This window comes from Streptomyces vulcanius (assembly GCF_042653945.1).
GTDB classification, from domain to species: domain Bacteria; phylum Actinomycetota; class Actinomycetes; order Streptomycetales; family Streptomycetaceae; genus Streptomyces; species Streptomyces mangrovi.
Window position 1 is genome coordinate 151,647 of the sequence record NZ_JBHSFK010000022.1, and the last position, 21,545, is coordinate 173,191.

23 protein-coding genes are annotated in these 21,545 nt (G+C 70.1%); 14 read left to right on the forward strand and 9 right to left on the reverse strand.

Translation table 11 applies throughout. The annotated features are described in order from the left end of the window. Nucleotides 1–38: 38 nt before the first annotated feature. Complete coding sequence (locus ACFPIH_RS30760; protein ID WP_381179439.1) at nt 39–506, reverse strand: hypothetical protein; 468 nt, start codon at nt 504–506, stop codon at nt 39–41. 114 nt (nt 507–620) lie between these two features. Here ACFPIH_RS30760 and ACFPIH_RS30765 point away from each other — a divergent pair, with 114 nt between their 5' ends. From ACFPIH_RS30765 to ACFPIH_RS30775, 3 genes are all read left to right on the forward strand, one after another. Beyond that, nucleotides 621–959, forward strand: coding sequence for a YnfA family protein (locus ACFPIH_RS30765; RefSeq protein ID WP_381179442.1), 339 nt, complete (start codon nt 621–623; stop codon nt 957–959). A gap of 75 nt (nt 960–1,034) precedes the next feature. After that, the gene (locus ACFPIH_RS30770) at nt 1,035–1,811 is read left to right on the forward strand and encodes an SDR family NAD(P)-dependent oxidoreductase (RefSeq protein WP_381179318.1); all 777 of its coding nucleotides are present in this window, start codon (nt 1,035–1,037) and stop codon (nt 1,809–1,811) included. After that, on the forward strand, nt 1,812–1,940 hold the full coding sequence (locus tag ACFPIH_RS30775; RefSeq protein ID WP_381179321.1) for a hypothetical protein: 129 nt from the start codon (nt 1,812–1,814) through the stop codon (nt 1,938–1,940). It abuts the gene before it with no gap. 6 nt (nt 1,941–1,946) lie between these two features. Here the strand turns inward: ACFPIH_RS30775 and ACFPIH_RS30780 are convergent, their stop codons facing one another. Further along, complete coding sequence (locus ACFPIH_RS30780) at nt 1,947–2,471, reverse strand: P-loop nucleotide/nucleoside kinase family protein (RefSeq protein WP_381179324.1); 525 nt, start codon at nt 2,469–2,471, stop codon at nt 1,947–1,949. Between the two features lie 155 nt (nt 2,472–2,626). On the opposite strand from ACFPIH_RS30780, the gene ACFPIH_RS30785 reads away from it, so the two are divergent. Further along, the gene (locus ACFPIH_RS30785; protein ID WP_381179327.1) at nt 2,627–3,457 is read left to right on the forward strand and encodes an LAGLIDADG family homing endonuclease; all 831 of its coding nucleotides are present in this window, start codon (nt 2,627–2,629) and stop codon (nt 3,455–3,457) included. Between the two features lie 37 nt (nt 3,458–3,494). Here the strand turns inward: ACFPIH_RS30785 and ACFPIH_RS30790 are convergent, their stop codons facing one another. Beyond that, the gene (locus tag ACFPIH_RS30790) at nt 3,495–4,688 is read right to left on the reverse strand and encodes an RtcB family protein (RefSeq protein WP_381179445.1); all 1,194 of its coding nucleotides are present in this window, start codon (nt 4,686–4,688) and stop codon (nt 3,495–3,497) included. A gap of 194 nt (nt 4,689–4,882) precedes the next feature. Between ACFPIH_RS30790 and ACFPIH_RS30795 the strand changes: the two genes are divergently transcribed. The 3 genes from ACFPIH_RS30795 (at nt 4,883) to ACFPIH_RS30805 (ending at nt 8,191) form a co-directional block, all read left to right on the forward strand. After that, a complete protein-coding gene (locus ACFPIH_RS30795; protein WP_381179330.1) occupies nt 4,883–5,710 on the forward strand; it encodes a DUF3558 domain-containing protein in 828 nt (275 codons plus the stop codon). 145 nt (nt 5,711–5,855) lie between these two features. After that, entirely contained in the window at nt 5,856–6,776 is a 921-nt protein-coding gene (locus ACFPIH_RS30800) for a DUF3558 domain-containing protein (protein ID WP_381179333.1), read from the forward strand. Nucleotides 6,777–6,850: 74 nt separating this feature from the next. Continuing rightward, nucleotides 6,851–8,191: a DUF2637 domain-containing protein gene (locus tag ACFPIH_RS30805; protein WP_381179336.1), complete on the forward strand. Its 1,341-nt coding sequence runs from the start codon at nt 6,851–6,853 to the stop codon at nt 8,189–8,191. 79 nt (nt 8,192–8,270) lie between these two features. Here the strand turns inward: ACFPIH_RS30805 and lysS are convergent, their stop codons facing one another. After that, the gene (lysS, locus tag ACFPIH_RS30810) at nt 8,271–10,040 is read right to left on the reverse strand and encodes a lysine--tRNA ligase (protein WP_381179339.1); all 1,770 of its coding nucleotides are present in this window, start codon (nt 10,038–10,040) and stop codon (nt 8,271–8,273) included. 135 nt (nt 10,041–10,175) lie between these two features. Between lysS and argS the strand changes: the two genes are divergently transcribed. Further along, nucleotides 10,176–11,942 carry an arginine--tRNA ligase gene (gene argS / locus ACFPIH_RS30815; RefSeq protein ID WP_381179342.1) on the forward strand — a complete coding sequence of 589 codons (1,767 nt, stop codon included), beginning with the start codon at nt 10,176–10,178 and terminating at the stop codon, nt 11,940–11,942. 73 nt (nt 11,943–12,015) lie between these two features. Here the strand turns inward: argS and ACFPIH_RS30820 are convergent, their stop codons facing one another. Further along, nucleotides 12,016–12,399, reverse strand: a complete 384-nt coding sequence (locus ACFPIH_RS30820) for a peptidase inhibitor family I36 protein (protein WP_381179345.1) — start codon at nt 12,397–12,399, stop codon at nt 12,016–12,018. Between the two features lie 240 nt (nt 12,400–12,639). Here ACFPIH_RS30820 and ACFPIH_RS30825 point away from each other — a divergent pair, with 240 nt between their 5' ends. The 3 genes from ACFPIH_RS30825 (at nt 12,640) to ACFPIH_RS30835 (ending at nt 15,424) form a co-directional block, all read left to right on the forward strand. Beyond that, nucleotides 12,640–13,437 (forward strand): peptidoglycan-binding protein, encoded by a 798-nt coding sequence (locus ACFPIH_RS30825; protein ID WP_381179348.1) that lies wholly within the window; start codon nt 12,640–12,642, stop codon nt 13,435–13,437. Then, nucleotides 13,434–14,234: a helix-turn-helix domain-containing protein gene (locus tag ACFPIH_RS30830; RefSeq protein ID WP_381179350.1), complete on the forward strand. Its 801-nt coding sequence runs from the start codon at nt 13,434–13,436 to the stop codon at nt 14,232–14,234. Before ACFPIH_RS30825 ends, ACFPIH_RS30830 begins: the two co-directional genes overlap by 4 nt. Before the next feature lie 116 nt (nt 14,235–14,350). Further along, entirely contained in the window at nt 14,351–15,424 is a 1,074-nt protein-coding gene (locus ACFPIH_RS30835; protein ID WP_381179353.1) for a helix-turn-helix domain-containing protein, read from the forward strand. A 29-nt stretch (nt 15,425–15,453) separates the two neighbouring features. Here the strand turns inward: ACFPIH_RS30835 and ACFPIH_RS30840 are convergent, their stop codons facing one another. Continuing rightward, the gene (locus ACFPIH_RS30840) at nt 15,454–15,864 is read right to left on the reverse strand and encodes a hypothetical protein (RefSeq protein WP_381179356.1); all 411 of its coding nucleotides are present in this window, start codon (nt 15,862–15,864) and stop codon (nt 15,454–15,456) included. A 207-nt stretch (nt 15,865–16,071) separates the two neighbouring features. Between ACFPIH_RS30840 and ACFPIH_RS30845 the strand changes: the two genes are divergently transcribed. Further along, the gene (locus tag ACFPIH_RS30845; protein ID WP_381179359.1) at nt 16,072–16,848 is read left to right on the forward strand and encodes a DUF4253 domain-containing protein; all 777 of its coding nucleotides are present in this window, start codon (nt 16,072–16,074) and stop codon (nt 16,846–16,848) included. A gap of 25 nt (nt 16,849–16,873) precedes the next feature. Here ACFPIH_RS30845 and ACFPIH_RS30850 read toward each other — a convergent pair whose 3' ends face one another. Continuing rightward, the gene (locus tag ACFPIH_RS30850) at nt 16,874–18,109 is read right to left on the reverse strand and encodes an aminotransferase-like domain-containing protein (RefSeq protein ID WP_381179362.1); all 1,236 of its coding nucleotides are present in this window, start codon (nt 18,107–18,109) and stop codon (nt 16,874–16,876) included. Between the two features lie 69 nt (nt 18,110–18,178). Next, nucleotides 18,179–19,045, reverse strand: a complete 867-nt coding sequence (locus ACFPIH_RS30855) for an SAM-dependent methyltransferase (RefSeq protein WP_381179365.1) — start codon at nt 19,043–19,045, stop codon at nt 18,179–18,181. Between the two features lie 157 nt (nt 19,046–19,202). On the opposite strand from ACFPIH_RS30855, the gene ACFPIH_RS30860 reads away from it, so the two are divergent. Beyond that, nucleotides 19,203–19,379, forward strand: coding sequence for a hypothetical protein (locus ACFPIH_RS30860; RefSeq protein ID WP_381179368.1), 177 nt, complete (start codon nt 19,203–19,205; stop codon nt 19,377–19,379). Here ACFPIH_RS30860 and hemB read toward each other — a convergent pair. Further along, on the reverse strand, nt 19,339–20,331 hold the full coding sequence (gene hemB, locus ACFPIH_RS30865; RefSeq protein ID WP_381179371.1) for a porphobilinogen synthase: 993 nt from the start codon (nt 20,329–20,331) through the stop codon (nt 19,339–19,341). The genes ACFPIH_RS30860 and hemB overlap by 41 nt on opposite strands. A 174-nt stretch (nt 20,332–20,505) precedes the next feature. On the opposite strand from hemB, the gene ACFPIH_RS30870 reads away from it, so the two are divergent. Then, complete coding sequence (locus ACFPIH_RS30870; RefSeq protein ID WP_381179374.1) at nt 20,506–21,480, forward strand: D-alanyl-D-alanine carboxypeptidase family protein; 975 nt, start codon at nt 20,506–20,508, stop codon at nt 21,478–21,480. The last annotated feature ends 65 nt before the right edge of the window (nt 21,481–21,545 follow it).

Sequence of the window (21,545 nt, forward strand, 5' to 3'; positions counted from 1 at the left end):
ACGGCAAGGGATCAGGGCAGGGAACCAGGGCAAGGGGATCAGAAGGAGTACGCGTCCCCGGTGTCCAGCACCAGCACCTGCTGCCGGTCGTTGTCACGGTTCCGGTCCACGGACCCGTCCGCCCACACGGTGTCCATCTCCAGCGTCACCTCCGCCGGCCGGCCCCGCAGCCACACCCCCAGCGAGATCCGCTCCCCCGGCCCGTCCGCCGCCAGCGGCCCCGTACGGCACACCACGGACCGCTCACCCGTACGCGCACACCCCGCCGGCAGCCGCTGCGCCGTCCGCGCCTCCAGCGGCACGGACCAGCGCAGCCGTACGGTCGCGTCGGCGACGTCCGCCGGACCGTGATTGCGCGGAGTCAGCCGTACGTCGACCCGCCCCCCTTCCATGACGGCGTACCCGTGATACGACAGATCGGCCTCGACGGGCTCCGCCACCGCGGGCGAGGCCACCCCGACCGCCAGCACGGCCCCCCACAGCACCGAACCCCGCATCGCGCGCATTGCCACGCTGCCACGCTCCTCACTCGCAAACGGCTGTCGTACGCAGGCCATGTATCCCCCGCGCCCCACGACCCGAGGCGCCCCCCAACAGGTGACAAGCTGCTCCCCATGCCCATGCTCATCCTCCGCTCGGCCGCCCTCTTCGTCGTCGCGGCGGTCTTCGAGATCGGCGGCGCCTGGCTGGTCTGGCAGGGCGTACGCGAACACCGCGGCCTGCTGTGGATCACCGGCGGGGTCCTGGCCCTGGGCGCCTACGGTTTCGTCGCCACCTTCCAGCCCGACGCGCACTTCGGCCGCATCCTGGCCGCGTACGGCGGGATCTTCGTCGCGGGCTCGATCGCCTGGGGCACGGTCGCCGACGGCTACCGCCCCGACCGCTGGGACGTGACGGGAGCACTGATCTGCGTGGCGGGAATGGCGGTCATCATGTGGGCACCGAGGAACGGCGGCTGAGGCCCGACCTATCCTGGGTCGGAGTCCACCCGCAAGGCATCCCAAGGCATCCCAAGGCATCCCGAGGAGCACCGCATGGCCACCGCCGCCCCGTCCGCCGCCTCCCGCATCGCCGTCGTCACCGGTGCGAGCAGCGGAATCGGCGCCGCCACGGCCCGCCGGCTCGCCGCGGCCGGCTACCGCGTCGTCCTCACCGCCCGCCGCAAGGACCGTATCGAGGCGCTGGCCGAGGAGATCGTCGCGGCGGGCGGCTCGGCGACGGCGTACCAGCTGGACGTGACGGACCGCGAGGCGGTCGACGAGTTCGCGTCGGCGTTCCAGACCATCGGCGTCCTGGTCAACAACGCGGGCGGCGCCCTGGGCGCGGACCCGGTGGCCACCGGCGACCCGGCCGACTGGCGCACGATGTACGAGACGAACGTCCTCGGCACCCTGCACATGACCCAGGCCCTGCTGCCCAAGCTGGTGGCGAGCGGCGACGGCACGGTCGTGGTCGTCTCCTCCACGGCCGGCCACGGCACGTACGAGGGCGGCGCGGGCTACGTCGCCGCCAAACACGGCGCCCACGTCCTCGCCGAGACCCTGCGCCTGGAGATCGTCGGCCACCCGGTCCGGGTGATCGAGATCGCCCCCGGCATGGTCAAGACGGACGAGTTCGCCCTGACCCGCTTCGCAGGCGACGAGGACAGGGCCGCAGCGGTCTACGAGGGCGTCGCCGAGCCCCTCACCGCCGACGACGTGGCCGACACCATCACCTGGACGGTGACCCGCCCCGCCCACGTCAACGTCGACCTCCTGGTCCTCCGCCCCCGGGCCCAGGCCTCGAACACCAAGGTCCACAGGGAGTCGTAGATGACGTCGAAGGAACCTCACAAGGACCCTCATGACGAACGCCAGATGTGGTGGTGGCTCGGCTACTTCCTCTTCGGCATCCACTTCGTGGCGTTCGTCATGATCTACGCGGTGCGCCACGCGAAGTAGCCCGGCTCAGGCGAGCGAAGGCCACTGATGGGCAGCCCACGCCGCCCAGTCCGACCACCCGTCAGGGGGCGCCCCGATCGGCGCCCCGGCCAGTTCCCCCGCCCCGGGCTCCTCGAACAACGCCCGCCAACGCAGCAGGTCCGCCTCGCTCATCGGAAAGGTCTGATCCGGCGTGGTCGCCTGCCGACGTTCGATCCGAGCACGCTGGGTCTCAGGGTCCACTGGCACATACACCACCCGACAGACCCCGCCCACGGCTTCCACCAGCCACCGGACAGCCGACCTCTCATCCCGGGACCAGCAGCCGAAATCCAGAACAACCCCGGTCCCCACCCGCAACGCCTCCAACGCGACCCAGAGCAGCCGCCCCTCCATCACAGCGCGCTTCCCGCCCGCCTCGGACTCCCCGAACAACGGAATCATCCACTCGTCGGGAGACAGCCGCAGCGCACGATGCACATCGGCCAACTCCCGAGCCCGCGTGGTTTTCCCGGCCCCCGGCAGCCCCACCATTAAAAACAACGTCGCCACGTGCGACTCATCCCCCACATGAGTGAACAACCCCGATCACCCGCTCGGCGCCCGAACTGGAGACCTAGCCTCGCAGCAGAACATCAACACGACGGCCCCCGCCGGGGCGGCATCCCTGGCGAGGGCCTGACCAACAAGGAAGGACTGACTTCCTCATGGCTGACTGCGAGCCTATCGCCCACCAGTTCATGGACCTGACGGTCCCGGAGTACGCGTACATGTTCGGCTTCTTGCAGGCGGACGGACACCTCTACCAGGGCACGGGACAGAAGGGCCGCCTGAGCGTCGAACTCAACTTCCGCGACATCGATCTGCTGTATCGGTTCAAACATCTGACGCCATACAACAGCAGCGTCACCGAGCGCACCCGGTCCACAAACTTCGCCGAAAACCACCACTCGGCGGTGTGGACCCTGTGCTCCCTTGAGGCGCGGACGAAACTCAACAACCTCGGCCTGCCCTATGGTCGCAAATCGCGGCAAATCTCTCCACCAAGCGTCGACTTCTCCTGTCGAGACTACTTGCGAGGGCTCATCGACGCCGACGGCTCAATCGGCCACGCAGGCCAAGGCATCCCCTTCGTCTCCCTGACCACATCGAGCACGGCAATCGCTGCCCACCTGAGCAGCTATGCCCGGTCGATCACCGGTGTGGAGCGCATGACGAACCGCAACACGCGCGATGGTGTCTACAACATCGTCTACGAGAAGGAAGCCGCTCAGATTCTGGCAGCCGACCTGTACTACCCAGGCTGCCTGTCCCTCGGACGCAAGCAGGTAAAAGCAGACTCAGTCGCCTCCTGGAGGCGCCCATACGACATGCGGATCGTGCGCTCAAGGCGCTGGACCGCCTCCGAAGACCAGCTACTCCTCGAGACCAACGACGTCACGGCAGTGGCCACGAAACTCGGACGCAGCGAACAGAGCTGCCGTATGCGCCTCTGGCGATTCCGCAACAGCCGGATTATGACGTCAGGCGATCAATGACATGAGTGAGGCCCCCGGCTACCGGGGGCCTCATCGGTCAGCCCTTCACACAAACGACCTGCTTCAGCTTCGCGACGACCTCCACGAGGTCCCGCTGCTGATCCATCACCTGCTCGATCGGCTTGTAAGCACCGGGGATCTCGTCCACGACACCGGAGTCCTTCCGGCACTCCACGCCCCGCGTCTGCTCCTCCAGGTCCTTCGTCGAGAAGCGCCGTTTGGCCGCGTTGCGGCTCATGCGCCGACCGGCGCCGTGGGAGGCCGAGTTGAATGCCTTCTCGTTTCCGAGCCCCTTCACGATGTACGAACTGGTACCCATCGAGCCGGGGATGATCCCGTACTCGCCCGCCCTGGCACTGATCGCTCCCTTACGCGTGACGAGTAGGTCCATGCCCTCGTAGCGCTCGCGGCTCACATAGTTGTGATGGCAGCTCACCTCGGGCTCGAAATTCACCCGGGCCTTCTTGAACTCCTTTCGGAGAACGTCCTTGAAGAGTGCCATCATGATCGACCGGTTGAACTTGGCGTACTCCTGCGCCCAGTAGAGATCGTTCTGGTATGCGGCCATCTGCGGAGTGTCGGCGACGAACACCGCGAGGTCACGGTCGATCAGCCCCTGGTTGTGCGGAAGCTTCTGGGCCACGCCGATGTGATGCTCGGCCAGTTCCTTGCCGATATTCCGGGAGCCAGAGTGAAGAGTGAGCCACACAGACCCCGCAGAATCGAGCAAGAGTTCGAGGTAGTGGTTGCCCCCGCCCAGAGTCCCCATTTGGGCAGCCGCCCGTCCCCGCCGGAACTTCACAGCTTCTGCGACCCCGTCAAACCGCCCCCAGAAGTCGTCCCACCCCCCAGCGGCGAAGCCATGAAAGCTCCCCGGCTCGACGGGATCCTCATGCATCCCCCGCCCCACCGGAATCGCCTGCTCGATCTTCGAGCGCAGGCGGGACAGGTCGCCCGGCAGGTCGTTCGCCGTCAGGGAGGTCTTCACCGCCGACATCCCGCAGCCGATGTCCACCCCCACCGCCGCGGGACACACCGCACCCTGCATCGCGATGACCGACCCGACCGTCGCACCCTTCCCGTAATGCACGTCCGGCATGACCGCGAGCCCCTTGATCCACGGCAGGGTCGCGACATTGCGCAGCTGCTGGAGTGCGCCCTCCTCGACCGCCGCCGGGTCGGTCCACATCCGGATGGGCACCTTCGCGCCCGGCATCTCCACGTACGACATATCGCCCTCATCCCCATGAAGAAACAACAAAGCAAAGCAAAAGCCATGAGCCGCAAAACCGGTGCCAAGGTCACCGAAAGAGGACGGTGGACCGGCGTCCACGGTGTTGCGTGCGATACACATTGTCTGCAAGGGCCGCCCCCGCCCGGCAACCGATTAAAGCCAACGTCACGACCGTTCGAGAGGAGCCGACCGTGCAGCGGAAGGCCTACGTCCCCGGCGTCGCCGCCCTCCTCGCGGCGCTGCTGGCAGGCTGCACGAGCGGTTCGGACGACGGCAGTCCGACGGACAACTCCAACCCCGGCCAGGCCGGCACCGCGTCCGCCGCCGCCGAGCCCGGCCGCTACACCACCCTCCCCGAGGCCTGCGGGGTCGTCCCCCGCGCCACCCTCGACTCGCTGCTGCCCGGCATCCGGGAGATCGCCGACGAGGAGCAGCGCGCGACCGCCTACGCGGGCGAGGCGACCCTGACCTTCGACACGGACCGCAAGGTCGGCTGCCGTTGGAAGGTCCAGTCGGCGGACGACACCGACCACCTCCTCGTCGACTTCGAGCGTGTCGTCTCCTACGACACCTCCGTCAGCGACGACACCGACGCCGAGGACCTCTTCGGCAAGAAGATCACCGCGGCCGATCTCCCGGAGCCCACCGCCTCCGACACCGGCACCGAATCCGGGAGCGCGACCCCCTCGACGTCCGCCTCCGCCACCGCCTCGTCATCCCCGTCCGCGTCCTCCTCCGCCTCTCCCTCCAGTTCGCCCTCCGCGTCCGGCACCCCCACCGACCTCCAGCCCCGCCTGCTGGACGACCTCGGTGACGAGGCGTACCTCGACGACGTCCTCGGCAGCTCCGGTTCGACGGTGAAGCAGCGGACCATCACTGTGGCGTTCCGCACGTCCAACGTCATCGTGACCATCGAGTACGAGGAGCAGCCGGCCACGGTCGGAGCGGTTCCGGACAGTGAGGAAATGCAGGACAAGGCCCGGAAACTGGCTTCGCAGTTGGCCGACTCCCTGGCCTGACAACGCCCTTCGGTGCCCGCCCGGCGCCCGTTCGCAAAGCCGGTGAAGCAGAACCGCACAGCTGTCCCACCGCGTACCGTGGCCCCTCGGACCCGATCCGACCGCAGGAACCGAGAGCGTCAAAAGCGTCATGAGTGAAGGAACCATGCAGCGACGAGCCCAGCGAGACGACCAGTTTGACCAGCGCGCCACCCGCACCGCAGGAGGCCTGAACCGTGTTCTCGCCACCGCGCTCGCGGTGCCGGTGATGCTGTTCGCCGCGGCCTGCTCCTCGGACTCGGACTCCGACTCGGGCTCCTCCGGCTCGAACGAATCCGCACAGGGCGCCGCCGGCAGCGCGGGCGAGGCCACGACCTCCGCGCCCACCGTCCAGCCGGCCGCGTACGCGACGCTGCCCGGCGCCTGCAAGGTGCTGTCGAAGAAGACGCTGACCGGCCTGGTGCCGAAGGGAGCGTCTTCCGGCAAGGAGGGCAGTTCCAGTGACACGGCCGCCCGCGCCGGCTGCTCCTGGTCCAGCCTCCAGAACAACGGTGTGAAGGGCTCGCAGTTCCGCTGGCTCAGCGTCTCCTTCCTCCGCTTCGACTCGGACGCGGCGGCCGGTGACGCCGAGACCCAGGCCGAGACGTACTACGCGAAGCAGGTCAAGGTCGCCCAGACGGTGACGGACGCGAAGAACGTCAAGACCGAGACGGTCACCGGCACGGGCGACGAGGCGACGGCGGTGCGCTACGACCTGAAGAAGAAGGAAGGGAGCTTCAAGCAGCAGACGGTCGTCTCACGCGTCGAGAACGTGGTCGTCACCCTCGACTACAACGGCGCCGGTCTGGCGGGCGACAAGGCGCCGAGCGCGGACACTCTCGCCGCCGCCGCGAACAAGGCGGCGAAGGAGGCGGTGACGGCGGTCCAGTCGGCCAACGGCGAGGCGAGTGGCGGCAGTTCGGCCACCCCCTCGAACCCGGCCCCCTCGAAGTCGTCCTCCGCGTCCCCGGCGAAGGGGGCCTCCGCCTCCCCGTCCAAGTCGACGTCGGCGAGCCCCAAGGCATCCTCGTCCGCCAAGAAGAGCTGACGGTCCGGCAACCCGTTCGCCGCACACATGTGCCACCCTGTTGCGCGCAGCAACACGCAAGGGGAGGGGAGTAGGTGGCCGCGCCAATCCAGTTGACTCGTACGCACCGCGTTCTCATAGGCGTGGTCGTGGCCGGAGCCGTGATCATCGCCAGTATCGGCTTCGCCGGTTCGTACGCGGCCGTACGCGAGTTGGCCCTCGAGAAGGGCTTCGGGAACTTCTCGTACGTGTTCCCGATCGGCATCGACGCGGGCATCTGCGTCCTGCTCGCCCTGGATCTGCTCCTGACCTGGATCCGGATCCCCTTCCCGCTGCTGCGTCAGACGGCCTGGCTGCTGACGGCGGCCACCATCGCCTTCAACGGCGCGGCTGCCTGGCCGGACCCGCTGGGCACGGGCATGCACGCGGTGATCCCGATCCTGTTCGTGGTCGCCGTCGAGGCGGCCCGGCACGCGATCGGCCGGATCGCGGACATCACGGCGGACAAGCACATGGAGGGCGTGCGCATCACGCGCTGGCTGCTCTCCCCGCTGCCCACGTTCCTCCTCTGGCGCCGGATGAAGCTGTGGGAGCTGCGCTCCTACGACCAGGTGATCAAGCTGGAGCAGGAACGTCTCGTCTACCAGGCGAGGCTCCGCTCCCGCTTCGGCCGCGCCTGGCGCCGCAAGGCCCCGGTCGAGTCCCTGATGCCCCTGCGTCTGGCCCGCTACGGAGTCCCCCTGGCGGAAACGGCCCCGGCGGGCCTGGCAGCGGCAGGCATAGAACCGGCCCTGCTCCCCCCGGTCCAACAACACCAGCAACTCCCCCCGACAGCCCCCGCAACCGCCATAGCCGCCCCCCTGGCTGCGGGCATTCGTGCTGCTGGGGCGGCGCCCGTCCCACAGACAGCGGCACCTCTCCGCGAGCAGCGCCAGGTCCCAGCCCCCGGCCCCTACGCACAGCAACCCGTCCAGGAACCCGACGAAAGCCCCTGGTTCCAGGCAGCCGCCCCCGCCAACACCCAGTACCAGGGCGGCTACGACCCCACCTACGACCCCTCGGAGCAGTACGCCCAGTGGTACGAGGAGCAGCAGCAGGCGGACGAGTACCGCGACCAGTACGAGGAGGAACCCCCCGCCCCGGGCCAGGAACCCTCCCCGGAGGAGACGGGCACCTTCCCCATCCCGGTGGGCCCGAACCGCACCCGCGAGCTGGGTGAGGGCGGCGGCACCCCCGAGCCCCCCGAGCCGGACGAGGACGCGTACTACAAGATCTTCCGTCAGTCGATAGACGGCAGCTTCCCCACCCCCGGCGTCCTGGGCGACAACATCCAGGCGACGTACGGCACGATGCTCAGCCCGAGCGCCCTGAAGGCCCTCAACGAACGCTTCCAGCACCGCTACAACGCGGAGCTGGAGGAGGACCACATCGCGTAACACGGACAGCGCGTACGGCGATGGGGGCGACCGGTACCGACACCGGGCGCCCCCATCGCCGTAAGAACACGACCGCGGCCTACTCCCCGAGCAGGGCCCGCACCCGGTCCTGCCCCACCGCAAGGAGCAGCGTGGGCAGTCGGGGACCCGTGTCCCGCCCGACCAGCAGGTGGTACAGCAGGGCGAAGAACGTCCGCTGGGCCGTCTTGATCTCGGCCGGCAGTTCCTTGGGCGTGGCGTCGGCGGAGAAGCCGGCCTGCACCTTCGGGACGCCGTACACCAGGTGCGTCAGCCCGTCGAGCGACCAGTGCTCGGCGAGCCCGTCGCGGAGCAGCCGCAGCGACTCCTGCGAAGCCATGTCGAGGGACTTCAGCAGTTCGGCGTCCGCCTCGGCCCGCACGATGGTGCGCTGGTCGGCGGGGACGTGCGTGTTGATCCAGGCCTCGGCCTTGTCGTACCGGGGCCGCGCCTCCTCCAGGGACCCGATCGGGTTCTCGGGGTCCAGCTCGCTGAGGATCCGCAGCGACTGCTCCTGGTCCCCGGCGGTGATGTCGGCGACGGACGCGAGCGTCCGGTACGGCAGCGGCCGGGGCGTGCGCGGCAGCTCAACGCCGGCCGTCCGCACCGCACGCGAGTGCGCGGCGATGTCGGCCGGAAGCGCGGACCCGTCCGCGACCTTGGCGTCCAGCTTGTCCCACTCGTCGTAGAGCCGCTGGATCTCCTGGTCGAAGGCGATCTTGAAGGACTGGTTGGGCCGACGGCGGGCGTAGAGCCAGCGCAGGAGCTGCGGCTCCATGATCTTCAGCGCGTCGGCCGGTGTGGGGACGCCACCGCGGGACGAGGACATCTTCGCCATGCCGCTGATGCCGACGAAGGCGTACATGGGCCCGATGGGCTGCTTCCCGCCGAAGATGCCGACGATCTGGCCGCCGACCTGGAACGACGATCCCGGGGACGAGTGGTCGACGCCGCTCGGCTCGAACACGACGCCCTCGTAGGCCCACCGCATGGGCCAGTCCACCTTCCAGACCAGCTTGCCGCGGTTGAACTCGTTCAGCCGGACGGTCTCGGAGAAGCCGCAGGCGGTGCAGGTGTAGGTCAGCTCGGTGGAGTCGTCGTCGTAGGCCGTGACGGTCGTCAGGTCCTTCGCGCAGTTGCCGCAGTACGGCTTGTACGGGAAGTACCCCACGGATCCGGCCCCGGAGCTGCCGTCGTCCTCGCTCGCGGCCCCGGACCCCTCGGCGGCCTCCAGCTCGGCCTCGTCGAGGGGCTTCTGCGACTGCTTGGCCGGCGTCTTCTTCGTCCGGTACTGGTCGAGGATCGCGTCGATGTCGGCCCGGTGCGCGACCGCGTGGAGCACCTGGTCCCGGTAGACGCCGGAGGTGTACTGCGCGGTCTGGCTGATCCCGTCGAACTCGACGCCCAGCTCGCCCAGCGACTCGGTCATCGCGGCCTTGAAGTGCTCGGCCCAGTTCGGGTACGGGGATCCGGCGGGGGCCGGGACGGAGGTCAGCGGCTTGCCGATGTGCTCGGCCCAGGTGTCGTCGACACCCGCGATGCCGGCCGGCACCTTGCGGTAGCGGTCGTAGTCGTCCCAGGAGATCAGGTGCCGGACCTGGTGCCCGCGCCGCCGGATCTCGTCGGCGACGAGGTGCGGCGTCATGACCTCCCGCAGGTTCCCCAGGTGGATGGGGCCGGAGGGGGAGAGCCCGGACGCGACGACGACGACCGGAGCGGTAGCGACTGATGTCCCCGCGCCGGGGGCCCGACGCTCCGACTCCTCGATGACCTCGTCCGCGAAGCGGGAGACCCAGTCGGTGGTCTCGGTGCTCTGAGCCACGATCGGCACGTCCTCTTGATTCTGGAACCTGTGTATGGGACTCCCATACTCCCAGACCACCCCGCACCCGCGAAAACCGCTTTACCCCCCATGGGATACTGGCGGTGTCTATCCATCCCCACGAGGAGAACGGCACCCACTCCTATGGCCTCGGTCACGTCTCTCGGCGACTCCGTCCAGCAGCACCTCGCGTCCGCCCTCTCGGCCACCCTGCCGGAGGCCGCCGGTGCGGACCCGCTGCTGCGACGTAGCGACCGGGCCGACTTCCAGGCCAACGGCATCCTGGCGCTGGCCAAGAAGGCGAAGGCGAACCCGCGGGAGCTGGCGACGCAGGTCGTGTCGCAGGTCGTGACCGGAGGCGTGATCAAGGAGATCGAGGTCTCGGGCCCCGGCTTCCTGAACATCACGATCACCGACCGGGCGATCATCGAGAACCTGGCCGCGCGGTACGCGGACGAGGCCCGCCTCGGTGTGCCCCTCTCCGCCCGTCCCGGCACCACGGTCATCGACTACGCGCAGCCGAACGTGGCGAAGGAGATGCACGTCGGCCATCTGCGCTCGGCGGTGATCGGCGACGCGGTGGTCCAGCTTCTGGAGTTCACGGGCGAGAGCGTCGTGCGCCGCCACCACATCGGCGACTGGGGCACCCAGTTCGGCATGCTCATCCAGTACCTGGACGAGCACCCGCACGAGCTGGACCACAAGGAGTCGCAGGTCAGCGGCGAGGAGGCGATGTCGAACCTCGACCGCCTCTACAAGGCGGCGCGCAAGCTCTTCGACTCCGACGAGGAGTTCAAGACGCGTGCCCGGCGCAGGGTGGTCGACCTCCAGGCCGGCGACCCGCGGACGCTCGCCGCCTGGCAGAAGTTCGTGGACGAGTCGAAGATCTACTTCTTCTCCGTCTTCGAGAAGCTGGACATGGAGATCCGGGACGAGGACATCGTCGGCGAGTCGGGTTACAACGACATGCTGCACGAGACCTGCCGCCTCCTGGAGGAGTCCGGTGTCGCCGTGCGCTCCGAGGGCGCGCTCTGCGTCTTCTTCGAGGACATCAAGGGCCCGGACGGCAATCCGGTCCCGCTGATCGTCCAGAAGTCCGACGGCGGCTTCGGCTACGCGGCGACGGACCTCTCGGCGATCCGTGACCGCGTCTTCGGCCTGAAGGCGGACACGCTCGTCTACGTGGTGGACGCGCGGCAGTCGCTCCACTTCAAGATGGTCTTCGAGACGGCCCGCAGGGCGGGCTGGCTGGGCGAGGACGTGACGGCGTACCAGCTGGCCTTCGGCACGGTCCTCGGCAAGGACGGCAAGCCGTTCAAGACGCGTGAGGGCGAGACGGTCAAGCTGGTGGACCTGCTGGACGAGGCGGTCGAGCGCGCGACGGCCGTCGTCCGGGAGAAGGACACCCAGCGTCAGCTGTCCGAGGCGGAGATCGCCGAGCGGGGCACCCAGGTGGGTGTCGGCGCGGTGAAGTACGCGGACCTGTCGACGTCGGCGAACCGGGACTACAAGTTCGACCTGGACCAGATGGTCTCGCTGAACGGCGACACGTCCGTCTACCTCCAGTACGCGTACGCCCGTATCCGGTCCATCCTGCGCAAGGCGGGCGACATCGCCCCGCAGGCCCACCCGGAACTGGAACTGGCGGCGGCGGAGCGGGCGTTGGGCCTGCACGTGGACGCGTTCGCGGAGACGGTCGCGGAGGCGGCGGCGGAGTACGCCCCGCACAAGCTGGCGGCGTACCTCTACCAGCTGGCGTCACTGTTCACGACGTTCTACGACAAGTGCCCGGTCCTCAAGGCCGACACGCCCGCCCAGGTGGAGAACCGCCTCTTCCTGTGCGACGTAACGGCCCGCACGCTCCACCAGGGCATGGCCCTCCTGGGCATCAGGACCCCCGAGAAGCTCTGAGGCACGCCGAAAGCGGACGAGGGCGGCACCCGCGGTGGGGTGCCGCCCTCGGGCGTTGCGGTGGGTCGAGTGGTCAGACGCAGTTGACCCACTTGTTGGAGTTCTGGCGGTAGTGCGTGCTGCTGGTCCCCATGGACCCCCTCGCGAGGACCGCGCTGGTTCCGTTGTAGTTCGTCTCCGAGAACCACTTGTAGTCACAGGACCGGCCGTGGTTGTACCACGACTGGAAGTTCTGGAAGACCGAGTACTGGGTGAGGTTCGCGTTCGTCCCGGCGACCTTCTGCATGTGGCCGGTGTAGTTCTGCCCGGCCCAGACGCAGAACCAGCCGGCCGGACAGTCCGACGCCGCCTGCGGCGCGGCCGGGGCCGCGCCGGCGGTCCCCGTGCCTCCGGCCAGCAGACCACCGGTCAGCGCGATACCGCCGGTTATGACGGCGAGCTTCTTGGTCATGCGCATGCCGTTACCCCCTTCGTTTCGTTCGGGCTGTTGGCTCCGAGACTGCGGGGCGGCGGACGGGACCGCCACAGCCGTCGCCGAACTGACGTACTCACGGGACGTCCCATCCGCTGACCTGCACGGACGCAAGCCGTCGGGACGGAACAGCGGGACATCTGTGGCAGAACATCGGGCAACTCGTGCAGAATGCGACGAAGCGGAGGCCGCTGACCACGGTCCATCACCGCAACTGGGGGCAACATGGCGCGCCGCAAAGCGCTGTCCGCCGAACTGGACCCGCGTATACGCCAGTTGGTGGCGCAGTTACGTCAGTTAAAAGATCACACCGGGCTGAGCACGCGACAACTCGCGGCGAAGACGGGATACAGCGAGAAGTCGTGGGAGCGGTATCTGCTCGGCCGGTCGCTGCCGCCTCGCGAGGCCGTGGAGGCACTGTCCCGGATCGGCGGGGTCGATCCCGTCCGGCTGCTCGCCCTGCACGAGGTCGCCGCGGCCGCCTGGGGCGACAGACGCGTGAACTTATCGGCGCCGGAGGGGCCGGCCGGGCCGGAGCCTTCCGCGGAGCCCGCCGCCGAGGCGGCGCAGGCCGGACACGCGCGCCTCCTGGTGAGTCCCTCCCTGCGCGTCGCCCTCGTCGCGGGGGTGGTGGCCCTGGTGCTGGCCGTCTCCTCGACCGTCCTCCTGGTCCTGCGGCTCGACGACGACAGCGGCGAACCGGTGGCCGCTCCGCCCGGCTCGTCGTCCACCGCCGGCAGATCCTCGCCCGCCCCGGTGTACAGCTGCCGGATCAAACAGATCGCCGGTCTCTGGTACGCGGGCATCAGCCGCACCCGGACCGCCGGCCTCGCCACCGGCGACGCCGGTCCCGACGTGGCCGAGGCGCAGTGTCTGCTGCGCCGGGCGGGTATCTCACCAGGGGGCATCGACGGCATCTTCGGTCCCCTGACGCGGCGGGCGGTCAGAGCCGTGCAGAAGCGATCCGGTCTGGAGGTGGACGGCATGATCGGACCGCACACCTGGAAGGTGCTGCGCGGATGACCGGGCCCGAGACGTCTCCGGAGAGCGCCCGACTGTCCGCCGGGCTGCGGGAGTTGAAGGACCGCACGGGCCTGAGCCTGGTGGGGCTCGCGGCGAAGACCACGTTCAGCAAGTCGTCCTGGGACCGCTACCTCAAGGGCGGGACACTGCCACCGCGCCCGGCGATCGAGGAGCTGTGCCGACTCGCCGGCGAACCGGAGGGCCGGTACCTGGCGCTGCGGGAACTGGCACAGTCGGAGTGGAACGACACGCGGCAGAAACCGGCTCCCGCCCCCGTTCCTCCCCTCTCGGCACCGGCGCCCTGCGGGTCCACGGCCGTCGGCCACCGGGGAGCGACGGTCGTGGCGGTCCTGGTGTCGGTGTCCGCGCTGGTGTTCGGTGCGGTCGTACTGACCCTTCTCCTCCTCCCCGACCGGAGCGGGACGGCATGGCCACCGACGTCCCCGTCCGCCACCGGCCCGGGCTGCGGGGGCCGGGCATGCGAGGGCAGGGACCCGGTGGCCATGCAGTGCGGCCCCGAACCGGAAACCCTGGCCGAGCACGTCACCGCCACCGGAGCGTCGATGCAGCTGCGGTACAGCAAGGGGTGCGGAGCGACCTGGGTACGGATGTGGGGCACGCGGATCGGCGACCGGGTGGAACTGCGGGGCCGTGTCGCCCGGGTCGCCAACCGCGCCGAGGCGGACACCTACGTCCACACCCCGATGACGGCGACCCGCCCGGGAACCGTGGTCCGCGCCTGCTTCCTGCCCACGAAGGGCGCCAGGAAGGAGTGCTTCAGAGCCAGGGTGGACTAGAGGACGCGTCTTCACACAAACAACACAAGGCGTACTCCAGACCTGCGCACAGCCCTTCACTTCTGGCACATTGTCCCCGGGGCTCCGACCAAGTCCCGTAAGCAAAGGGGGACTTCATGATTCAAAACGGGGCTACCGACCGGTTCTCCGCCAGTCTGCGTGCCTTGCGGGAGAGGGCCGGGCTCAGTTACGAGGCGCTGTCACAGAAGACCGGCATCAGCCGTTCCAGCCTCCACCGCTACTGCGCGGGCTCCTCGGTCCCACAGGACTACGGCGTGGCCCACCGCGTCGCCACGGTCTGCGGGGCCTCCCCCGCGGAACTGCGCGAACTGCACCAGCTCTGGGCCCTGGCGGACACGGACCGAACCCCTCCGCAACCCGAGTCCGAACGCGAACGCGAATCCGAGTCCGATCGCGAATCCGCCGAGTCCGCCGAACCCGAGCCCGAGCCCGAACCCGAAGTGCCCGCTCCCGGACAGGAGTTGCAGGAGTCCCCGGAGCCGAAGCGGAACTGGTGGGACAGGAACCGCCGTTCGCACGTCAGCACCGCCACCGCGGCCGTCGCCGGAGTCGTCGTGCTCGCGCTCGTCGGCTGGGGAGTCTCCGCCGCCTCCTCGTCCGGCACCCGGAAGGAGCCGGAGGACACCCGGCTGCTGTTCTCGGAGGCCTGCCGGCCGGTGGTGAGCATGGGCCAGCACGACCCGTGCGTGAGCGAGGTGCAGACACTGCTGCGACGCCGTGGCGCGGACATCGACGTGGACGGCGACTTCGGCCCGCAGACCCTGCGCCGGGTGACGGCGTTCCAGGTGTTCGCGGGCATCCCGCCGAACGGCGTGGTGGGCGACGCCACCATGAAGGCGCTCTACGACTCGAAGGTACGCATGGTCACCTGGTCACCGGCGAAGGTCCGCAAGAGGATCCGCGAGGTGTTCGCCAAGGCACCGGACGACGCCGTGGCCATCGCCGACTGCCAGTCCTTCCTCGACCCCCTGCACATCCTGCCGAACACCAACGGCAGCCGGAACTGGGGTCTCTTCCAGCTCTCCGACGCTCGGCTGCGCGAGCTGGGCGGCACTCCCGCCAAGGCCTTGGACCCCGAGTGGAACATCGAGGCCGCCGAGCGCCTGTGGAGCCGCGACCGCGACTTCGCCGACTGGCCCTACTGCGAAAAGGCGCTGCGCCGGCCGTGAGCCCGGCCGGCGCAGCGGAAGGGAGCGGCTCAGCAGGAGGACGCCGTCTCGATCCGGATGCCCGTCACGGTGAAGTCCGACGTGAACTTGGCCACGGTGTTGGGGTTCACGCAGATGGATTCGGTCGCGCCGGTGCTGTTGCGGATGTAGCGCAGGAAGACGCGGTCGTCGTTACGGCTGTTGTACGCCCAGTTGGCGCCCCGGCTGCGCGAACCGAGGTTCTGGTAGGACGAGGTGACGTCCTGGAAGGCGGCCGTCGGGGTGCCGTTGCCGTTGTCCCAGTCGCCGTCGGTGAGGTAGAAGCACACGCGCGGCCACTCGCACCCGTGGGCGGTGGTGGCCGAGGCGGTGGGGGCCGTCACGGCCGCCGCGGCGGCGGCGAGTCCCGCCACCAGGCCGAGCCGGGTCAGCGTCTTCGCCCTCGCGGTTCGTACAGACATTTTTGATCTCCACCCTTTGGGGTCCGTCCGGTTCGGGGCCCGACGCTGGCAGACCCTTCGAAACCCCGGCAAGGAAACCCGCCCCCCTGGGACACCGGGACGAAAACACCCCTCTGACCTGCGCTTCTCACCGCCCGGCTGGGACGCCCCTGAGACGCTCGCCGACCGCGTCCCGCGTTGTCAGTGCCTGCCCTTACAGTCACCGGTATGGCGACTCTTCCCAACCCGCTGCCCCACCTCGCGACCGACCCCAGCGGGCGCTCCCTGGGGCTGCAACTCCCGCTCGGGCGGCTGATCGACGCGACGACGGGCGAGGTCGTGCTGTGGCACGCCGAACAGCAGGCGGCACCCGGCACCTGGAAGGCTCTCGGCCGTCCGGCCGGGCGAGCCGGGCTGCTGCCCGTCCTCGTGGACCTCGGCGGCGGCCAGGGCGGCCCGGAGGAATGGGAGTTGGTGCCCGCAGCGATGTCGTACCCCGGGGACCACGACGCCGATGAGGTGCTCGCGGAGTACTGGGCCGAGGTCGCGGCGGAGGAGGACGGCGGCTGGCCCGGTCTCGCCGCGGGCCTCACCCTCACCGCCGCCCCGGATGCCCGCGCCACCGAGGTCGCCGACGCGCTGTCGGAAGGCGTCCCCGGCTTCAAGGAGCCGCATCTGGCCCTGGTGTCCGCCCGCCGCAGCGCGGACCTGCCGGCGGCCGTCGGCTGGACCGGCCCGGCGAACCACGAGGAGGACGTGGCCCGTGTCTGCGCCGTCCTCCGCTCCTGGGAGGACCGCTTCGGCATACGCGTCGTCGCGCTGGGCTTCGACCGCCTGTACGTGTCCGTCGCGGCCCCGCCGGCCGACCTCGCCCAGGCGCGGGCGATCACCGCCGAGCACTTCGCCTTCTGCCCCTCCAGCGTGCTGCCCGACACGGACGCCACCTTGACCGCCTACGCCGAGGACCTCGTCGGCAACCACACCTGGTCCTTCTGGTGGGACTGAGACCCGGGGCCGATGCCGCCGACGGCTACCCCCTGAGCCCCCGCCCCAGCCTCCGCAGCCCCTCACCGATCTCCTCCGGTGTCTGGGTCACGAAGCAGAGCCGGAGGGTGGAGCGGTCGGGGTCGGCGGCGTAGAACGGCGCGCCGGGGACGTACGCCACGTCCTCCCGCACCACCTGCGGCAGCAGGGCGGCCGTGTCGTACGACTCCGGCAGCCGGGCCCAGAGGAACATGCCGCCGTCGGGCCGGTTCCACTCCGACCCCTCCGGCAGTGCGTCGCGCAGCCCCGCGAGCATGGCGTCCCGGCGGGCGCGGTACACGTGCGCCACCTTCGCCACGTGCGCGTCGAGGTCGGACACGGCCAAGTACCGTGCCGCCGCGAGCTGGTTGACGGTCGGCGTGTGCAGGTCCGCCGCCTGCTTGGCGACCGCGCAGGCACGGCGCAGCTCCCCGGGTGCCCGTAGCCAGCCCAGCCGCAGACCGGGGGCCATGACCTTGGAGAAGGAGCCGAGCAGGACCGTACGGTCGCGGGCGTCGGGGTGGGCGGCTATCCAGGGGACGCGCTCACCGTCGTAGCGGAGTTCGCCGTAGGGGTCGTCCTCGACGATCCACAGCCCGTGCCGGGCCGCGACGGAGGCGACCGCGGCGCGGCGGTCGGCGGGCAGGGTGCGGCCGGTGGGGTTCTGGAAGGTGGGCACGGTGTAGAGGAGCTTGGGCCGCTCCCGCACCACCAGTTCCGCCAGGGCGTCCGGGTCGAGGCCCTCCGCGTCCCCCGGCACGGCCACGACCCGCGCGCCCGCCAGGCCGAACACCTGAAGGGCCGCCAGATAGCAGGGGGCCTCGACCAGGACCGTGTCACCGGGGTCGATCAGGGCCGTGGCCAGCAGGGACAGCGCCTGCTGCGAACCGGTGGTGACCAGCAGGTCGTCGGCCTCCGTCGGCAGTCCCCGCACCGACATCCGCGCCGCCAGCCGCTCCCGCAGCTCCGGCTCGCCCTCCGTCGTGGCGTACTGGAGCGCCTGCCCCGGCATCTCCTCCAGGACGTACCGGAACGCCGCCGCCACGCCCTCCCGGTCGAACAGCTCGGGCGCGGGCAGCCCGCCCGCGAAGTTGATCACCTCGGGGCGGGCGGTGACGGCGAGGATGTCCCGCACGGGCGACCCCCCGGTGGACCGGGCACGGGCGGCCAGCGGAGGCAGAGCGACGGACACGGACACGGATGCGGATGCGGATGCGGATGCGGATGCGGATGCGGGAGTCATGCCCGCACCCTAGGGACATAAATGGCGACTACATATACGTTTCCGGCATCCGGACGCCCCGCACGTCCCTCACCCCTTCGTCCCCGTCGCCCCGTACACGTTGATGTCGTCGTCCGTGACGTCGTTGATGTCCCGGTAGCGGATCTTCTCGATGTCGTCGAGGGCCGCGAAGTCGGCCGGGTCGACGGCGGGCGGGGCAGGCGCCGGCCCCGGATGCCAGCGGTGCACGGGCACCACCCCCGGCGGATCGAGCACCACGCCCGCCGCCTCGCCGACCAGCCGCTCCACCTCCTCCCGCGACCGGAACACAAAGGTGAACCCCCGCTCGGTGTACGTCCGTTGGACCGCCCGGGTCGGCTCCGGATGCAGCTCGTCCGTGAGATGTGTGAGCACCAGCCGGCTGCCGGAGGGCAGCGCCTCGACCAGCTCCCGCACCACCGGATACGCCTGCTCGTCCTCGACGAAGTGCAGAACCGCCACCAGGCACAGGGCGATCGGTTGGGCGAAGTCGAGTGTCTTCGCGGCCCGTTCGAGGATGCGGGCCGGTTCGAGGAGATCGGCGTCGACGAAGTCCGTACGCCCCTCGGGGCTGCCGGCCAGCAGGTGGCGGGCATGCGCGAGCACCACCGGATCGTGGTCGACGTACACGACCCGCGCCTCCGGCACGACCCCCTGCGCGATCTGGTGGACGTTCTCGGCGGTGGGCAGTCCGGTGCCCACATCGAGGAACTGCCGTATGCCGTCCTCCGCGACCAGCCGCGTCACCGCCCGCCGCAGGAAGTCGCGGTTGTGCCGTACGTCGAGGTAGCCGCGCGGGTTGGCGGCGAGGGCCGCGGCAGCCGCCTCGCGGTCCACGGGGTAGTTGTCACGTCCGCCGAGGAAGACGTCGTAGACACGCGCCGGGTGGGCTCTGCTGGTGTCGATCGCCTGGGACACAAGGCTCCCTCCGAGGGTGGAAAGCCTCCGACGGCGTCCCACATCGTGTCCCAGCGGGATGCCGTTTCCGCAGGTCAGCACGGACGGGACCGATCCGGCGTCCCGACTTGGGCGACGGGTGTGGAAGCTCGGAGGCGCTACGACACAGGCTTGCCCCATGCCGACACGCCCCACGCGCCCCGCCCGCGTCCGCCTCCTGGCCACCACCCTGATCGCGGTCGCCGCCCTCACCCTCACCGCCTGCCGCGACGGCGAGGGCCTGCGCGACGAGGGCCCGTCCGGAACCGGAGCCGCTACCGGAGCTTCCGAGCAGCCTCGGTCGCCCAGTAGGTGAGGATGTTCCGCGCCCCGGCCCGCTTGATCCCGGTCAGCGTCTCGAAGATCGCCCGGTCCCGGTCGATCCAGCCCTTCTCGGCGGCGGCCTCGACCATCGAGTACTCGCCGGAGATCTGGTACGCGGCCACCGGCACGTCCACCGCGTCCGCGACCCGCGCGAGGACGTCGAGGTAGGGCCCGGCCGGCTTGACCATCACCATGTCGGCCCCCTCCTCCAGGTCCAGCGCCAGCTCACGCATCGACTCCCGCAGATTCGCCGGGTCCTGCTGATACGTCTTCCGGTCGCCCTTCAGCGACGACCCGACGGCCTCCCGGAAGGGCCCGAAGAACACGGACGCATACTTGGCGGTGTAGGCGAGGACCGCCACGTCCTGCCGCCCGATCTGGTCGAGCGCGTCGCGGACGACCCCGATCTGGCCGTCCATCATCCCGCTGGGCCCCACCACATGGGCCCCCGCGTCGGCCTGCACCTGCGCCATCTCGGCGTACCGCTCCAGGGTGGCGTCGTTGTCGACCCGCCCCTCTGCGTCCAGCACCCCGCAGTGCCCGTGATCGGTCGTCTCGTCGAGGCACAGATCGGACATGACGAGCAGCTCGTCCCCGACCTCGGCCCGCACATCCCGGATGGCGACCTGCAGAATCCCCTCCGGGTCGGTCCCCGGCGTCCCGAGCGCGTCCTTCTTCGACTCCTCCGGCACACCGAACAGCATGATCCCGGAGACCCCGGCCTCCACGGCCTCCAGCGCCGCCTTCTTCAGGCTGTCCCGGGTGTGCTGCACCACGCCGGGCATCGCCTGGATCGGCACCGGCTCACTCACACCCTCGCGCACGAACGCGGGCAGGATGAAGTCGGCCGGGTGCAGCCGCGTCTCGGCGACCATCCGTCGCATGACAGGGGTGGTGCGCAGCCGCCGGGGACGCGAACCGGGGAAGGAACCGTACGTCGTCATACCACCTACGCTACGCCCGACCGGCCCGCCCCTTTGCCGACGACCAGTCGGCCGTGGGGCGCACCTGTGCGATTCTCCTGTCCCACCGGCACCCGAAGCCGGCGCCGAGAACGGCGAGTTCGGCGAGTTCGGCGAGTTCGGCGAGTTCGGCGAGAGCAGCGAGAACGGATGGCCATGCACAGCGACTCAGACGACACGACTGTTCCCGACCGCCGCGAGGGGATATCGAGCCGACGCCGGTTCCTCGGTCTCGTCACGGCCGCGACCGCCGCCGTCGGGGCTGCCGTGACCGGTGGGGCGGCCTTCGCCTCGGACCCGGCCGCGCCGCCGCGGACGTTCCGCTCGCAGCGGGGCGTCGACCGCCGTGAGCGGGCCGTCGCGAGGATCCTGAACGCCGCCGACCCCACGGCCGTCGCGGCCTGGATCACCGGCACGGGAACCGCTCCCGACGAGCTCAGGACGGAGACGGAAACCCAGGTCAACGCCCTCGCCGACGCCGCGGCGGCAGCCACGGGCACCGACCGGGGCGCGGTCGTCGTCTCCTGGGTGCGCACCGCCCCGACCCAGCGCTCGATATGGGACCGCAAGTACGACTTCCTGCGCACCGGCTCGGGCGGCGCCGGCACCTTCGGCATCGTCACCGACGAGATCCGCGCCCGGTACCCCGACCAGCTGGGCACGGACCCGCAGTGGGACCCGGACAAGGAATCCCACCGCGAGGTGTGGGCGGCCCTGACCTCCGAGGAACGCCAGATCGAGATACTCCGCACCTCGACGGCGCCCGGCGTCTCACGGCACCACCTGGGCTCCGACGCCGACTTCTTCGACACCACGCCCCAGAACTGGACGGACGACGGCCCCCAGGCCGCCAACTACCGGTGGCTGCGCGCGAACGCGGCCCCCTACGGCTTCCTCCAGACGTACACGGCCGCCTCGGCCGCGGCCACGCCCGCGATCAGCGAGGAGCGCTGGCACTGGTCCTACGCGCCGGTCGCCGAGGCGGTCCTGGGCTTCGTCCGCGCACACGAGGACGTGATCGAGGGCGCGCTGGACGCGCTGTGGGCCTACGACCCGACGCGGTACACGTACATCAAGGCGAACTGGCGCAACTACATGTTCCACGTGAACGAGCAGGCGTACTTCGCCTGAGCGCTGAGCGCTGACCGCTGAGCACTCAGCGCTGAGCCGAGCAACGCGGAGCGCCCCCCACCCGC